This is a genomic window from Pseudarthrobacter sp. C4D7 (assembly GCF_013359725.1).
Classification (GTDB): Bacteria; Actinomycetota; Actinomycetes; order Actinomycetales; family Micrococcaceae; genus Arthrobacter.
Genome location: NZ_JABFMW010000047.1, coordinates 1 through 14012 on the forward strand (window position 1 = coordinate 1; position 14012 = coordinate 14012).

Sequence of the window (14012 nt, forward strand, 5' to 3'; positions counted from 1 at the left end):
AAGGACGACCCCGCCGGCCATTAGAGGACGGCAACAACGGCTGGATGCGGGCCCATTGCCCATCAGTCAAAACAGAAGTACGAGACACCCATCAAGCATCCCGAACAACCAGCCCAGGCTTTAGGAGACACGCCCTAGCCCTGGTGGGCCTTCACCACGAAGTGTTCCACCCGCCGGTCCGGGACGAGCCAGATCAGCGCAACAATGGTGAAGGCGGCCACGCCGAGCAGCGGCTGGGCGAAGGTGAGCGCGATGCCGGCGAGGTAGATCAGCGGGGAGGCTTTCCCCTTCCAGTCCCGCCCGACAGCCTGGGCCAGGGCCCCTTCCTTACCCTGCTCGGCGATCAGCCGCCGTTCCAGGATGAAGTAGGCGATCGCGGCGCACAGCAGATTGATCCCGTACAGCAGGACGGGAACCTGCAGGAAACCTGACTCATCCATCCACCGGGTGGTGAAGGGGAACAGGGAAAGCCAGAACAGCAGGTGCAGGTTGGCCCAGAGGATGGTGCCGTTCACCCGGCTGGCGAGGTGGATCATGTGGTGGTGGTTGTTCCAGTAGATGCCCACGTACACGAAGCTCAAGAGGTAGGTGAAGAGCGTGGGCAGGATGGCGGCAACGCCCGCCCACGTTGGTTCCTCCGGGGTGTGCAGTTCCAGCACCATGATGGTGATGATGATGGCCAGGACGCCATCGCTGAAGGCTTCAAGCCGGTTCTTGTTCACTCGAATATCATGCACCGAAAGGACCGGCGCCTCAGCTGGACCGGCGCATTGTTTCCGCTGCAGCCTTAGGCTGGGTTCAGTTCCATCGATGAGGCCTACTCCGCCGTCGATGGCATCCTGGGCTGTACGCCCGACCCACCTGGCGAACCGGTTGTTCCCAGGGGCGATGGTGTTCCGCTGACGCCGGCACAGAAACTGTGCTTAGAGAATGTCCAGATGGATCTTTACCCGGATCAACGGGCCTTCCGGAAAAGCCACCAGCTCTTGGCTGATTCGCATCAAGGCAGGATCGATCTCGTATACGGCAGGAACTGGATGGTGGTGGACTTCAGCGACATGGCAAACGCGCAACCGCCGTCGTGGAACACCGAACGGCTGGCAAAGGACCTGAACGGGCGAATACGCCAGTGTCGAGACATAGCCCGAACGCCTCAACGCGTCCGGGGACCCACGGAGACAGATTACGCCGCGGCCGCTGCGTTCCTGCGGGAGAACCACAGCGATAACACAAGGGCTGCACCCCAAAGGAAGAACAGAGGATCCTATAACCATGCGTGGCCAATCATCGCGTTGCGGTCATATCCGCCTTCCGGACGAATCACTCCACCAAGAACGGCACCGCTCACCACGGTGTTTACACCCCCGTAGACGACAAGGAATAGGCCGCCGGCCCAGCTCACCACACGCCAGAACCTCGCCCAAGGCATGCGCCTATACGCGGTTACGACCGGGATCGTCGCTGCCAACAGCTTCCCTGCCGCAATCACGCCAAGCACGACACCGGCCCCGAGGGGAGCCTCCACGGACAGCTGGACTGCCCATTGGCCGACTGTGTCCAGGAGCCATGTCCCGCCAAGGGCCCAGTACAAGCTGAATCCGGCATGGACCGTACCGGCCACGAAGGCCATCCACATCAATGATCGGCTGAAGCACAGTTTTCTCTCGGGCGTCACCTGGCTCACTGTAGCCAGCTGACGGGTGGAGTGTGCGGACACTTGAGGGCGCTGCGAGTATTTTCACTAGATAGCCTAGCTAGATCATCTAGATATATGTATGCTTACGAATGTTCCTGATGTTGCTTCCAAATGGAGTCGTGAGTGTCTTGGTTACTTTCGCTGAAGTCTCAGCGCCTGATCCCGGCCTGGGCGCTGCCGCCGCGGACCAACGCACCGACTTTCCGGAGGGCTGCACGGACCTCACCCAACCCATCCTGGACGGCACTTCAGCGCCGCAGGGCGGACGTGTGGTCCACAGCGGAACGTCCATGCAGCTCGTGACGCCGGCTGCGGGTATGCAGGCGGGGAGTTCCACCATTGCATCCGCCGTTACCGGCGACAGTGAACGTCCGCCCTCTGCCTCCGAACACCCTCCGACGTCTCTCATCGGATTGCTTCGGGAAATTGGTCAAGGAAGTCACCAGGCCTTCGAGGAGTTCTACCGGGGAACCTCAGGCCGGGTATTCGGGATGGTGAGCCGTGTGGTCCTGGATCCCGGCCTTAGCGAGGAGGTGACCCAGGAAGTCTTTATTGCGGTTTGGCGGGACGCCGCTTCATACGATCCTGCACTGGGCAGCCCGATCACCTGGCTGTTGACAATTGCCCACCGCAAAGCTGTGGACAAGGTCCGCTCGCACCAAAGCAGTACCAACCGTGACGCGCGATGGACCAGTGCCTCCTGGACCCGCCCCTACGATGAGGTGGCAACTTCCGCCCTGGACCGGATGGATGCCCAGCACCTCAGGGACTCGCTGGCAGCACTGTCAGAGCTGCAACGCGAAGCGATTCTCCTCTCGTACTTCGGTTCTCTCACATACCGGGAAGTCGCCGAAAGATTTTCAAAACCGCTGCCCACCATCAAGTCGCGGATCCGGGATGGCCTGAAACAACTCCGGGGACAGATCGACCCCGCGTGAAGGCGGGCATCCGGCGAGGACCCGGGGAGGAATCATGAGAGTTGTGAGCTTCCGCCAAGAGCGGGCAGTTCTCCATCCTCGGCGACGTCAACGCGGAGGGCCTGGAAAGCGCTCCGCGGGGCGGTGTTCCTGGGTGTTGGTACGGCAGCTGGCGTATCCGACGAGCTTCTTTCGGGCTGTAGCGTATAGGGCCCCTTCACCGGGCAATAATTCGGGCGGGGTATACGGGAATCCGGGAATGGCGGAAAGACGCGGGAGTTCATAGAGCCGGCGGTCGGTGCCGCGGCGGCCGGTGAACGACCGGCTTACGGGCACATGTCGATTGCTCCTTCGTGCCGATCACAACACGGGGCAGGCGGCAAGGGAGGATGTAGGAATGAGTTCACAAATGCCAGTTGCCACCCGCGACGAAGGGTCCAATCCATGAGTGATGTATCAGACGTAGAAGATGTGAGTCGGACAGCCGATAGGCTCGCGGAGCTTTGCGAGTCCTTAATTGGCAGCTGGCGGCAGATTGGCCAGCAGGCGGGCAACGGCGCCGCTCCGGAAGCCAGAGTTTCCATCGACGCTGACGATGCGCGCCGTTCGCTTTCGCTCCCTGATCGACCGAAGAACATCGAATACGCGGCGGGCAACCACTCGGGTGAGCTGGTGGGAGCGATCTCGTTGCTCCTGCAGGCGGTCGCGACGCAGTTGCGAGCTCGGCCTCTGGTATCTCTGACGATTTGGCCGCTGGTTCGGGCCGAGCTCGAATACGCGGGCCGGGTGGCCTGGCTGCTGGAGCCACTGGAGAGCAGCAACGCCGGTGCCCGTCGGGTCGCTCGAGCACTACTTGAACAACTGTCGTCGCTGCAGCGAGAGAGATTCACCGCGGGCAAGCACTCCAAATCTCTTGAAAAGCAGCGCAAAGGGGAGCGCGAGGCTCTGCTGAGCTCGATCAAGTCGCTATTTCCCGATGATGTTCACACTCCACTACAGAGGCCCGAGCAAATTGCGGAGTGGAGGATCGGGGGGGAAACCATGCTGACACTCGGCAAAGCCATCGACCTCTTCGTCTCTCTTAATTTTTCGTCGAGCAAGGGGTTGTACGACACACTGTCCGATTACTCGCACCCCTCAGTTATGGCACTCGCCCGTCAGTCGGTAGCGGAGGAGTCAGAGGGCGTGACATTCAGGACATACCCCCCGAACGGCGAACTCCTCGACTATCAGGTCAGCTTGGGATGCCTGATACTTTACAAAGCTGCTCAGACCATCGCCGGCTACTACGGCCTCGATGATGCCCCTCTCGAGCGATGGGCAGAAACGGTCCCGGGGCATTGGTTCAATTCGCCGGTAAGCGGAGAGGAATAACCGGACAGTGCGTGAGACGGCCCGGGCCGCCTATCAGGGTCCCCCCATCTCAGTTGATTCTTCGCCTATTGGTCTGGGTGAGAGGTCTTCGCTGGCTTGCCGCGCCGTCTGACGAAGTTCGGGATTTTCGGTGATGATTTCGCGCTGCCGCGTGCTCGGCACGCCCAGCGCTTGGAGTAGGTTCATGACAACTACGGCACTCGTGACCTTTACTGCAGCGATCACCTCGTCAATGCTCTGACGGCGTGCGTGCCCCTCGTGAGTCAAGTCGTTGCGTGCTTGCGTAGTGACCGTGACCCAATGCTCCACATTGGGCACAAGTCGCTGCATCGCCTCAGGATCCGGTAAGGCAGCCAATTCAAGTAGCCGCTCCTTCAGCGTCACCTCGTTGCGGAGTTTTTCGCGGACCCATTTTTGGTGCTGATTGGGCGTGTTCGCCAGCAGGACCTTACGCAACGCTGCAAACTCATCTTTAGGTATAGGAGGTGGACGTCGTCCTAACGCGCGATGGAGTACTTCAGCCGCGCCTGTGGCTGTAAGGAGTCGTCCCTCTATAAAGCGTGCAGGAGCGTATCCCAAGCTGAGAATCATGTTGGAGGCCCGTAGATACCGTTCGCGTACTTCCCACCACCGAGGCCAAATCTCCTCAAACGGAAGGTGCTTACAGGTAAAGAGGGCTTGGTGATCTTGTAGCGCCTTGGCGGAGGGCTCTGCTGGAGTGATGTGCTCAGCGTAAAGGTCGACCTTCCGATCTTGAACTGGATAGCCCTCGGGATAAACTCGATCCTCGGGCGGCATCTTGAGTTGCATCCAGAGCAAGCCACGTGGCCTGTTTAGGGCGAGGGACAGTAAATCCTGAGCCACTTTCGCGTGCTCCTGGGCCGTAGCTAAAGACCAAGGTTCCGGCGCCTGAAAGCGGAAAAACCGGGTCTCCGTCATCCTGCCCAGAGTTCCGCCCCGCGTGTACTCGAAGTAAGGGAGAGTGTGCTCGTGAACAAGTGATGTCACTACCCCGTTCACGGTTACCGATCGGTCCTTCGCTGGCTCTGCGCTGATACATCCCTTCCCGTTGGGCCGCCCTTCTTCCATGCCAAATGATTGGCTGAGGACCCACGAGTTGGACCACATAGTCAGGTCTTCTACTGCGACCTGACACTCGGTGAAAACCGCCTGATCGGCAGCGTTTAGGTGGACGCCAGAAAGAGCCGTCAGAACATGAATTGTTTGTTCTTCGGGCGGCCCGAAGATTCGACCCCTGGTATTGGTGGGTAGGCAATCCAAAAGTGTGAGTTCCTGGTTGTCCGATAGCCCATGCAGGACGGGCCATCGACGACTACCTTGCGGAATGGTGACTCCTGGCGCCACTTCTTCCATAATGTCGGCCTCCCATCCCCCGATGAGTTCGAGCACCAGACCCTTGTCAGGACGATAAGCCAGTATCCCCGGTATCGCCTTGTCCCGCTCGCCAGGTGGCCACCAGTAGCCGCGCCATGTGCGGGGTTCGTTCAATAGGGGCTTTTTATTCATGCGCCGTCCTTTATGTCGTTCCGGGGTTTGTGCAGACGGGTTGTGATCAGTGACGGCCGGTACTCCTGTGCACAAGTGCCCGTTTGCTCATCGGCTATGGTGCGCCGCCGTGCGGAGGAGCCGTGAGGTAGACGTCGATCGGATCTTCGTGTCCTAGGACAAATCCGTGCCGTTCATAGAGGCGACGTGCTGGGCTGCCTTGGAGAACATTGAGGCGGAAGGGCTTTGCAGACGCGTCCTCCATCATGATGTGTGCGAGGATTTCACCGCCGATACCTCGTCCTTGCTGGGACGGGGCGAGATAGAAGTGCTCGATCCACAGTGCGTCGTTCTCGGGGCGGACGGCCACCAATCCAATGTCCGTTGTGTCCAGCTGGATGACGCGGGTGTGTGCTGGGACGAATGCGTCGAGGAAGCGTTGGCGGACGCGGATTGCGTCGTAGCGGTCGAGCCGTTCGAGGTCGGGCCGCATGACTTCGGCGCGTAGCTCCGCCATCCATTGGGCGTCGGTAATGTCACTTGCCCGGAACTTCCACTCGGTTGTCACATCGATCATCAAAGCAGCTGCCCATCTGTGAACCAAATATCAATCTTGCCGACGGAACCGAATCTGCCCGTTAGTGGATCCCCTAAAGGGCGACCGGAACGTCCAATGAGCCACCGGCTTACGGGCGTGTCGAGAGTGCAGAACCCTAACCGTGTCAGCAAGATTCGTGAGAGACCGGGGCGTGCACGACAGTCATCAATCCATACTCGGCGCATGTTGTGGCGCATCTGTTCATCCGGCTGACACTCGGGCAATTAGTCAATATTGACTTCATTCCAAGCAAGGTGAAGCCTACCTCCTATCTGTACCAACTATTAGGGAGGTTCCCGTGGGAAACGGTGAGAATTCGAGTCCCGAACAAACTCCGGACGATGCAGAGAAGCTAGTTAAGTGTCCCGCGTGTTGGGGAGAAATAGACGCCAGGGCTGCGCGCTGCCGCCATTGCGGATTCAACATCGGGGACGCCTCACAGAACCTCCCTCGACACGGAGGAGTTTGTCCGTTCTGCCGTGAGTCAATCCATGAACAAGCGATCGTATGCCGCCACTGCGGGTCGTCAGTGGTAGGTGAGAGTACCGGCCCTGATCATGGAGGGACATGCCCATACTGCCGCGAGGACATTCACAGGCAAGCGACAGTCTGCCCTAAATGCAGAAGCGTGCTCTGGCAGCCCCGTGGAACTCTGAGAGCAATCAACGGAGGATCTGGCCCCGGGTACTCTTCCGATGACTGCACCTGGAACTGCTACGACCTTTGCCGGGAAAAGACTGATAAATCGCCGCGTGAGTGCCTGAGGCGGTGCCGCGGAATCTGCAGGCCGGCCGCCGGTGGCACGCTTGCACGAATCCGCCGGAACGAAGAGGACCAGCCCTCGGGATGCGGCTGCAGCCATGGCGAGACAAGCGTTGAAGGATGGGTGTCGGAAGACGCTCAGAGTTTCGCCCTAAGCAACGAACCCGAGGACCCAGGACCAAATCTAAGAATGCGTTTGAACCAATCGCAAGGACCGGTGGTTAGTCAAGGATGCAAAGACGGAACGTGGCAGGAATGCCCTCTCTGGTGTTTCAACACGAAATATGGTCAAGTCTGTGTGCAAATCTGTTCGGGATGCTATCAAAGGAACCCCGGTGGTGAAGTCTTCACCTGAATTTGAAGTGACCTGATCACACTGTCCATACCTTGGATGATCAGAACTACCGAACATTGGTCGTCCGGCTGCCGTTGCCTGGCCGCAACTTGGCAGAGCAACGCCGAGCTGCCCGGCCTCTTCTCGGACAAGAAGCAGGCCCTGCATTCAAGCATTCCGACCATCGCACTAGCGCTTTCTGCGTCTGTGCGTTTTACCGGGCGCACTGCGGCCTGTGTGCCCGGTAAGGGATCCCCTTGGCATTTGAACTCGTTTTCGGACCCGCACAAGGCATCTCGTAACTTGAGTGTCTTGAATCCCTATCGTTGTCAGGCGGCCTGGCGTTCTTTCTGCCGGCGGATAGAAGTGGGCTCGGCTAAACCGTCAAGAGCCACATACCAGGAGAGTGTCGGGTTACTCACCTCTGGCTGTGTGAGGGTTCCGAAGCTGTTTCTGGATTGCGGGAAGCATTACTTCTACGGCCGCAGCGGTAATCTCTTCGACTCGATCCTTAGGAATCCGGCCCCCGGAAGCCAGTGAACTGATGCCCTCCAGCATGCCGGTCAGCAAGTAGGGCAACGGCCCCAGCGCCTGAGGGTCTGACTCCCCCAGTAGGAGTGCCCCGAGGGTGAAGAACCTGGCGGCCGATTGCGCCGCTGCGCCGCCGTTCCTTGGATTCAGGTCCCGGGAAAACATGAGTTCCATCAATGCTGCGTTGGCTACGGCGAAGTGGACGTGGGTGTGGGAGTAAATGCTTAGTCGTTCGTGCAGATCGGTAGCGACATCGGCGGACTCCAGGGCGGCGGTGAGTTCATCGAACCCTTTGGCTGCGATCGCGTCCAGCAGCGCCTCTCGATCAGAGAAGTGCCTTAGCGGCGCAGCATGGCTTACCCCGGCCCGCCGCGCCAACTCCCTCAGTGTCACGGCCGCCACGCCTCTCTCCGCCAACAACAGCCGGCCTTCCTCGAGGAGGACGTGACGGAGCGATCCATGGTGGTAGGGCGTTGACATTTTCCCACTCTAGCTTGATGTAGACGTTGACAACAATATAGACAGCGCCTACTTTGGCGCTATGGGACTTCCACGAAATACCGCTCACCTGTCCGCGCCCGCAGAGGGGCATCGCTCCATGTCCGGGCGGACTGTACTCATCACCGGGGCGACAGGCGGTATCGGACGTGCCACCGCCATCGCCCTGGCAGCGGCGGGTGCCCGCCTGATATTCGCGGTTCGCGATACTGCCAAAGGCGCAGCCTTGGCCGACCAATTAGGTGGGAAACATGTGGTTCGGGCGCTGGATCTCTCCGACTTGGCCTCGGTGCGGCGCTTCGCGCAAAACACTAACGAGCCCATCGACACTCTGGTCAACAACGCGGGCGTCGCCTCTTCGACGCTTCAGCGCACCAACGACGGATTCGAGCTGCAGTTCGGCACCAACCACCTGGGGCACTTTCTCCTGACCACGTTACTGCTGCCACAAATCACTGCCCGGGTCGTTACCGTGGCCTCCCAGGCCGAACGCGCCAGCCGGATCGATCTGGAGGACCTGAACTGGGACCACCGCGAGTTCCGAGGGGGCCGCGCCTATGCCGATTCAAAGCTGGCCAATCTGCTCTTTACTGCCGAACTGGACCGGCGACTGCGGGATGCGGGCTCACCGGTGCAGGCGATGGCCGCCCACCCCGGGCTGGTCGTCACCGCGATCTACGACGATCCCCAACGCCGCCGCCGCAGTGTCTGGGACCGCCTCCTCCCTCTTGCGGGCCAGCAGCCCGACCAAGGTGCGTTGCCGGTGTTGCTCGCCATCACCGGGGACCTGCCCGATGCGGCCTTCACCGGCCCCCGCCACCTCATGCACATGCGCGGCGGCGCCCAGGTAATCGGACGGTCGGCCCGAGCTAAAGACCTGGAGCTGGCCCGGCGGCTCTGGACAGCCTCCGAGCAGATGGCCGGTCAGGGTGCTGCAACACCCCCCACGGCTCCGGTGCAATAGCCAGGGAACAGTGCAACCGTGACCTGGCACATAGATCCAGATAGGGCGACCGGTTCAGGTGTCCGCAAGGGGATCCCTCACCGGACAACTCACGATTCCGTGTCGCCCGCCGCATGAGTTTGCAATGAGGGGCTCGGCCCGCCCGTCTGCTCCGGCACGTCGCTTCGGGCTTGACCGTCCTGAACGAAGGTGATCTGAATTTGACTTCCCCGCGAAAGGATCGATCCCGCCGGAGGATCTTGGGAGGTCACCCAGAATAGCCCTGGCCACGTGCGCGACCGAAGGCCTGGACCATCAGGGTCCCCGGCTGCGAGACCAAACCCAAGGTTCGCCGCGGTCTCCTGTGCGATATGTACGGGCTGCCCAACCAGATCGAGAACATCTAGCATCCGGCGTTCGACCACCTCGGCATCTCCTTTGTGCCCGAAAACTGGTACGGCAAACTGAACCGTCTATTCATCAGATTGGCGCCGCCTACGCTGGTCCAGTGCGTTTAGTAAGGGATCCGGTCAACGGGCAATTGCCGTCCTGTTGGATGTGCCACTGCTTGAATAGGGCTTACGGACTGAACGATCGACTTAGGGGATCTGACGTGACACAAGTGATAAAGGAAGCACACGATTCCTGGGACCGGGGAAAGTGGCGCAACCCGCCCGTGCGTGTCGTCGCTGATGGTCGGACTCTGCAGGTAACCGCAGCCGAGAACAGCGACGCGTGGAGGCACACCTCGTACGGCTTCGTCCATGACAGTGCGCATGCCCTGTTGGCACCGCTGCCCACTGAGGGGGCCGTGGAGGTTTCATTCCTTCTGAATTACAACGAGCAGTTCGACCAGGCAGGGATCTATCTTCACGTTTCGGAATTCTCTTGGATCAAGGCCGGCGTGGAGGTGTCCGACGGAGTCCCCCAGGTTGGGGCGGTCGTAACGCATGGGGTCTCCGACTGGTCGGTGGCACCTGTCCCTGAGTGGATCAATCAGGAAATCACAGTGCGGCTGAGCAGGGCCGGTAACGCCGTCACCATCAGGGCCCGCGCCGGGGATGAGTCTTTCCGGCTCATCCGCGTTGCTCCTCTGGATGAAACAGTCAGTGCCGAGGCCGGCCCATTTTGTGCCTCGCCCACTCGAGCTAACCTCACGACCACCTTCACCCGATGGGTTGAGACCGATGCAGATGCAACCCTGCACCCTGAACACGGCTAAAGCCGCAGCACTCATCCGTGAGTCGTACTGGGAGCGGTGAAGGAGCCTCTTTCGGACACCTAAACCGATTTCCGAGGTGGACTCCATCTGTCTCATAACCTCATTGCCTCAAAACCCTAGGGATTCGAGACACGTCGGTTATGAGACACACGTGATCCAGGGTGTCGGCTGATGCAGGTGCCCCAAAGAGAATCAGGTGCCGGACAACCGGCTCCGTCTCCACCCGTTCTTAGTTCGGCTCGCTGTTTCTGCTTATGGTGGCGTATCGCTGGGCGAGGCTGCCGAAGGCTGAAGCGAGTTCGGGGGGACCGACGACTTCCATTGGCGCCTCGAATCTTCCAAATGATGCGGCCAGTGCTTCCCAGGACCAGGCTCCTGCTTCGAGGCTGCAGGTTCGGGCATCGATGGCGGTAACTGTTCCGTCGTTGGCGAAGGGAAGGACGTTCTGTGCGGGGAGGTGGAGAATGACGGTGCCGCGGCACTGCCACTGATTGAGATGAGACCCTTTGAAGCGGGCGGAGACAAAGTCCTTGACGTCGCCGCCGGGCACCGTGCGAGGGGTGAAGCGGGCGCCGCGGGGTTCGCGGGGGTGGAGCCGATCGATTCTGTAGAGGCGCCAGTCGCTTCGGTCCAGGTCCCAGCCGACGAGGTACCACCGCCCATGGGAGGTCACCAGGTGATGGGGTTCCGCGCGACGGTGTGTCGGTGCCTGAATCCCAGTATCGGAGGTGGCTTCGTCTGCGGCGTAGTCAAAGCGGAGGGATTCCCGGTCACGGATGGCATTAGCCACGGTGACAAGGGTGTCTAAGGAGACGTCTCTAAGTGCCGCGTCGCCGGGCCGCCCGACTGGCGTGACTGTGAGCGCATCGAGTCGGCGCCGGAGCCTGGAGGGCATTACTTGGCGGATGGTGCCGAGGGCTCGGATTGCGGCTTCTTCGATCCCCGCGCCCAGGGCCGGGGCTGCCTGCAGGGCGAGGGCCACGGCGAGGGTTTGATCATCGTCGAAGAGCAGCGGTGGCAACTCTTTGCCCGCGTTGTCGAGACGGTACCCGCCATCCGGACCCATGGTGGCCTGGATGCTGTAGCCCATCTCCCGCAACCGGTCGATGTCGCGGCGGACGGTGCGGTCGCTGATGTTCAGCCGGGTGGCCAGGAGTGATCCTGGCCAGTCCCGGCGCGTCTGCAGCAGAGACAACAGATTCAGCAGCCGTGAAGTCGTTGTCATGACCTCCAGCATATGTGGAGGTGTAGGACACTTCCTGACCTAGACGCCTGTAATGCTGGTTCCATCGAGCCGGTAGGCCGAATTTCACCGAGGAGCCCAATGACTATTCAAACAACTACCCACCTCAACTTCCGCGGCAATGCACGCCAGGCGCTGGAGTTCTACCAGTCCGTATTCGGCGGACACACCGTGCTGAACACCTACGCAGACTTCGGCATGCCAGCTGAACTACCCGGTGCCGACAAGATCGTATTTGGCCTCGTCGCCGCGGAATGCGGGTTCCGCGTGATGGGCTACGACATTCCCGGCCAAAGCGGACGCACGATTGCCGGGGGCGGCTCGACCCGCCGTGAGAACAACACCACGATCACCGACCAGGCCCTCTTCGTCGCCCTCGAATCCGACGTCCTGGAGGAGCTTCAGGGTTACTGGGACGCGCTGGCCGTTGATGCCATCATCATCGAACCGCTTGCCGCTTCGATGTGGAGCGCAGGTTTCGGGATGCTTACCGATCAGTTCGGTGTTACCTGGAGCGTCAGCGTCACTGCCGCCTGAATGCTCTAAACGCCGTGGCGCGGGATTCGCATCGTAGGGCTTATAGGATCGAGCGGTGACTCGCACGGACCGACTCTATGCACTCGTTGAGGAGCTGCGTGCTGTGGCGCCGCGCCCCAGGAGTGCCCGCTGGCTTGCCGAGAAATTTGGCGTCAGTGCGCGCACCATCGAGCGGGACCTGTCGGCGCTGCAACAGAGTGGCGTCCCTATTTGGGCAGAACCTGGCCGTTCCGGTGGCTACTGCCTTGATAGGGCGCACACCCTGGCGCCGCTCGGGTTCACCGTCGACGAAGCCCTCGCAGTGACCATCGCACTCGGGATGCTGGCGACGTCCCCGTTCGGAGACGCGGCGAGTTCCGCCCAGCGGAAAGTCGCTGCAGTCATGGAAGATCGACATCTAAGAGAGACAGCGGGACTTGCAACTCGAATCCATCTCCTGGATGAGGGTCCAGCGCCAGCGGTGCCTGACAAATTCGCAACGGCGCTCCGCTCCGGGCAGGTGCTTCGCATCGACTACGTCGACCGCAACACCACCACTACGTCACGCGAAGTCGAACCTATGGGCTACGTCGGGAAGGGCCGCGACTGGTATCTGGTTGCCTGGTGCCGCCTCCGAAACGGGGTTCGTGCGTTCCGTGGCGATCGCATCAGCATGATTGAACCGACCGGCGAAACGCCGCCGCAACGCCCGCTGCGTCCAGAGGAACTCGGCATCGTCCATGGGGTTCTCCGCGAGATCACCCCCGGCGGAGAAGACGCTAAACACCGACACTACGGTGTCGGGACATCACTTTAGGCTGAACGGGTTTGAGGCAAACCCTTACAGACTGGAGAACCCATGGACTTCGCATCAATCCGCATCATCACCCACGACGTAGAGCGGCTCACCCGCTTCTATGAGATGGTCACCGGAACGACCGCTCTAAGGCCGGCTCCCGTGTTCTCAGAGATCCGCACCGGGACGGGTGTCATCGCGATCGGGAGCACAGCGACCGTGAGCATGCTTGGTGACCAGGCGCCGAGGCCCGGTAGCAATAACAGTCTCATCATCGAGTTCCTCGTCCCGGACGTGGACGCTGATTTTGCTCGACTTCGCGCTGCACTAAGGGACATCGTGCTCGAACCGACCATCATGCCGTGGGGAAACAGGTCGACGCTGTTCCGCGATCCTGATGGAAACCTTGTCAACCTGTTCTCACGCCCGGCCAACTGAGCCCAATCACCTCGGATCTGCCTGCCGATCTCTTTGGCAGAATGAATCGGTGGATACCCAACCCAAATCGCATACCGTCCGCCCGGCGGATCTTGGCGGCCCGGACGCTGCAGCGGTAAGTCGGCTCGTCGAAGCGTACCTGGTGCAAACCGAACGCGAGAAAGCTGCTCACCTGGGCGGCACCTTCAAAGACGCTGACCTTCCCGAACGCTATCGCCAGGAAGTCGAACACCCGGAACGTGCGTACCAGGGCGCAGTCGTGTATGTCGCTGAACTGGGGGAGTCGCCGGTCGGAGTGGTGGTGGTGCAGCAGGCGGCAAACGCACGCGAGATTAAACGGGTGTGGGTTGAACCCAGCGCACGAGGACATCGGCTGGGCTCCGCCTTGATGGCTGCCGCACTCAGACAGCGGGACCTTCCCATCCGTCTGACGGTATGGGACTGGCGGGACGACGCAATACGGCTATACGGGAACCATGGGTTCAGCCCGGTTCCGTCCTGGGACGAGCGGCCGCGACTTCTTTGCATGGAGCTGGGCGCGCATTAGAGCCGTTGGCTGACGGTCCGGGAAACCCGCCCTAGGTGTAATTCCCATGGAGGTTGTGAACAGCGTGGCGTGATGTAAAAAGCGAGGGCCT

Annotated in this window: 16 protein-coding genes; 9 read left to right on the plus strand and 7 right to left on the minus strand. The window is 60.7% G+C overall.

What is annotated here, in order from left to right:
- Window positions 1–134: 134 nt before the first annotated feature.
- Window positions 135–722, minus strand: a complete 588-nt coding sequence (locus HNO81_RS19550) for a TMEM175 family protein (protein WP_175319752.1) — start codon at window positions 720–722, stop codon at window positions 135–137.
- Window positions 723–1264: 542 nt separating this feature from the next.
- On the minus strand, window positions 1265–1636 hold the full coding sequence (locus HNO81_RS19555; RefSeq protein WP_371818319.1) for a DUF3995 domain-containing protein: 372 nt from the start codon (window positions 1634–1636) through the stop codon (window positions 1265–1267).
- A 179-nt stretch (window positions 1637–1815) separates the two neighbouring features.
- On the opposite strand from HNO81_RS19555, the gene sigK reads away from it, so the two are divergent.
- Complete coding sequence (sigK, locus tag HNO81_RS19560) at window positions 1816–2634, plus strand: ECF RNA polymerase sigma factor SigK (protein WP_175319753.1); 819 nt, start codon at window positions 1816–1818, stop codon at window positions 2632–2634.
- 423 nt (window positions 2635–3057) lie between these two features.
- The gene (locus HNO81_RS19565; protein ID WP_175319754.1) at window positions 3058–3987 is read left to right on the plus strand and encodes a hypothetical protein; all 930 of its coding nucleotides are present in this window, start codon (window positions 3058–3060) and stop codon (window positions 3985–3987) included.
- 33 nt (window positions 3988–4020) lie between these two features.
- Here HNO81_RS19565 and HNO81_RS19570 read toward each other — a convergent pair whose 3' ends face one another.
- Window positions 4021–5514: a HEPN domain-containing protein gene (locus HNO81_RS19570; protein WP_175319755.1), complete on the minus strand. Its 1494-nt coding sequence runs from the start codon at window positions 5512–5514 to the stop codon at window positions 4021–4023.
- 94 nt (window positions 5515–5608) lie between these two features.
- Entirely contained in the window at window positions 5609–6070 is a 462-nt protein-coding gene (locus HNO81_RS19575) for a GNAT family N-acetyltransferase (RefSeq protein WP_175319756.1), read from the minus strand.
- Between the two features lie 319 nt (window positions 6071–6389).
- Between HNO81_RS19575 and HNO81_RS20515 the strand changes: the two genes are divergently transcribed.
- Window positions 6390–7208, plus strand: a complete 819-nt coding sequence (locus HNO81_RS20515) for a zinc ribbon domain-containing protein (protein ID WP_175319757.1) — start codon at window positions 6390–6392, stop codon at window positions 7206–7208.
- A 393-nt stretch (window positions 7209–7601) separates the two neighbouring features.
- On the opposite strand, the gene HNO81_RS19585 is transcribed toward HNO81_RS20515, so the two are convergent.
- Window positions 7602–8198, minus strand: a complete 597-nt coding sequence (locus HNO81_RS19585; RefSeq protein ID WP_175319758.1) for a TetR/AcrR family transcriptional regulator — start codon at window positions 8196–8198, stop codon at window positions 7602–7604.
- Window positions 8199–8316: 118 nt separating this feature from the next.
- Between HNO81_RS19585 and HNO81_RS19590 the strand changes: the two genes are divergently transcribed.
- Window positions 8317–9180 carry an SDR family NAD(P)-dependent oxidoreductase gene (locus HNO81_RS19590; RefSeq protein WP_175319759.1) on the plus strand — a complete coding sequence of 288 codons (864 nt, stop codon included), beginning with the start codon at window positions 8317–8319 and terminating at the stop codon, window positions 9178–9180.
- A gap of 89 nt (window positions 9181–9269) precedes the next feature.
- Here HNO81_RS19590 and HNO81_RS19595 read toward each other — a convergent pair whose 3' ends face one another.
- The gene (locus tag HNO81_RS19595) at window positions 9270–9569 is read right to left on the minus strand and encodes a PASTA domain-containing protein (RefSeq protein ID WP_217509627.1); all 300 of its coding nucleotides are present in this window, start codon (window positions 9567–9569) and stop codon (window positions 9270–9272) included.
- A 203-nt stretch (window positions 9570–9772) separates the two neighbouring features.
- Here HNO81_RS19595 and HNO81_RS19600 point away from each other — a divergent pair, with 203 nt between their 5' ends.
- Complete coding sequence (locus HNO81_RS19600) at window positions 9773–10381, plus strand: DUF1349 domain-containing protein (protein WP_371818318.1); 609 nt, start codon at window positions 9773–9775, stop codon at window positions 10379–10381.
- Between the two features lie 229 nt (window positions 10382–10610).
- Here the strand turns inward: HNO81_RS19600 and HNO81_RS19605 are convergent, their stop codons facing one another.
- Window positions 10611–11606 (minus strand): YafY family protein, encoded by a 996-nt coding sequence (locus HNO81_RS19605; RefSeq protein WP_175319761.1) that lies wholly within the window; start codon window positions 11604–11606, stop codon window positions 10611–10613.
- 99 nt (window positions 11607–11705) lie between these two features.
- On the opposite strand from HNO81_RS19605, the gene HNO81_RS19610 reads away from it, so the two are divergent.
- Genes HNO81_RS19610 through HNO81_RS19625 form a run of 4 tightly spaced genes read left to right on the plus strand, consistent with a single transcriptional unit; the run spans window position 11706 to window position 13921 of the window.
- The gene (locus HNO81_RS19610) at window positions 11706–12161 is read left to right on the plus strand and encodes a VOC family protein (protein WP_175319762.1); all 456 of its coding nucleotides are present in this window, start codon (window positions 11706–11708) and stop codon (window positions 12159–12161) included.
- A gap of 55 nt (window positions 12162–12216) precedes the next feature.
- Entirely contained in the window at window positions 12217–12957 is a 741-nt protein-coding gene (locus HNO81_RS19615) for a YafY family protein (RefSeq protein ID WP_175319763.1), read from the plus strand.
- A 42-nt stretch (window positions 12958–12999) separates the two neighbouring features.
- Window positions 13000–13374 carry a VOC family protein gene (locus tag HNO81_RS19620; RefSeq protein ID WP_175319764.1) on the plus strand — a complete coding sequence of 125 codons (375 nt, stop codon included), beginning with the start codon at window positions 13000–13002 and terminating at the stop codon, window positions 13372–13374.
- A gap of 49 nt (window positions 13375–13423) precedes the next feature.
- Window positions 13424–13921: a GNAT family N-acetyltransferase gene (locus HNO81_RS19625; protein WP_175319765.1), complete on the plus strand. Its 498-nt coding sequence runs from the start codon at window positions 13424–13426 to the stop codon at window positions 13919–13921.
- The last annotated feature ends 91 nt before the right edge of the window (window positions 13922–14012 follow it).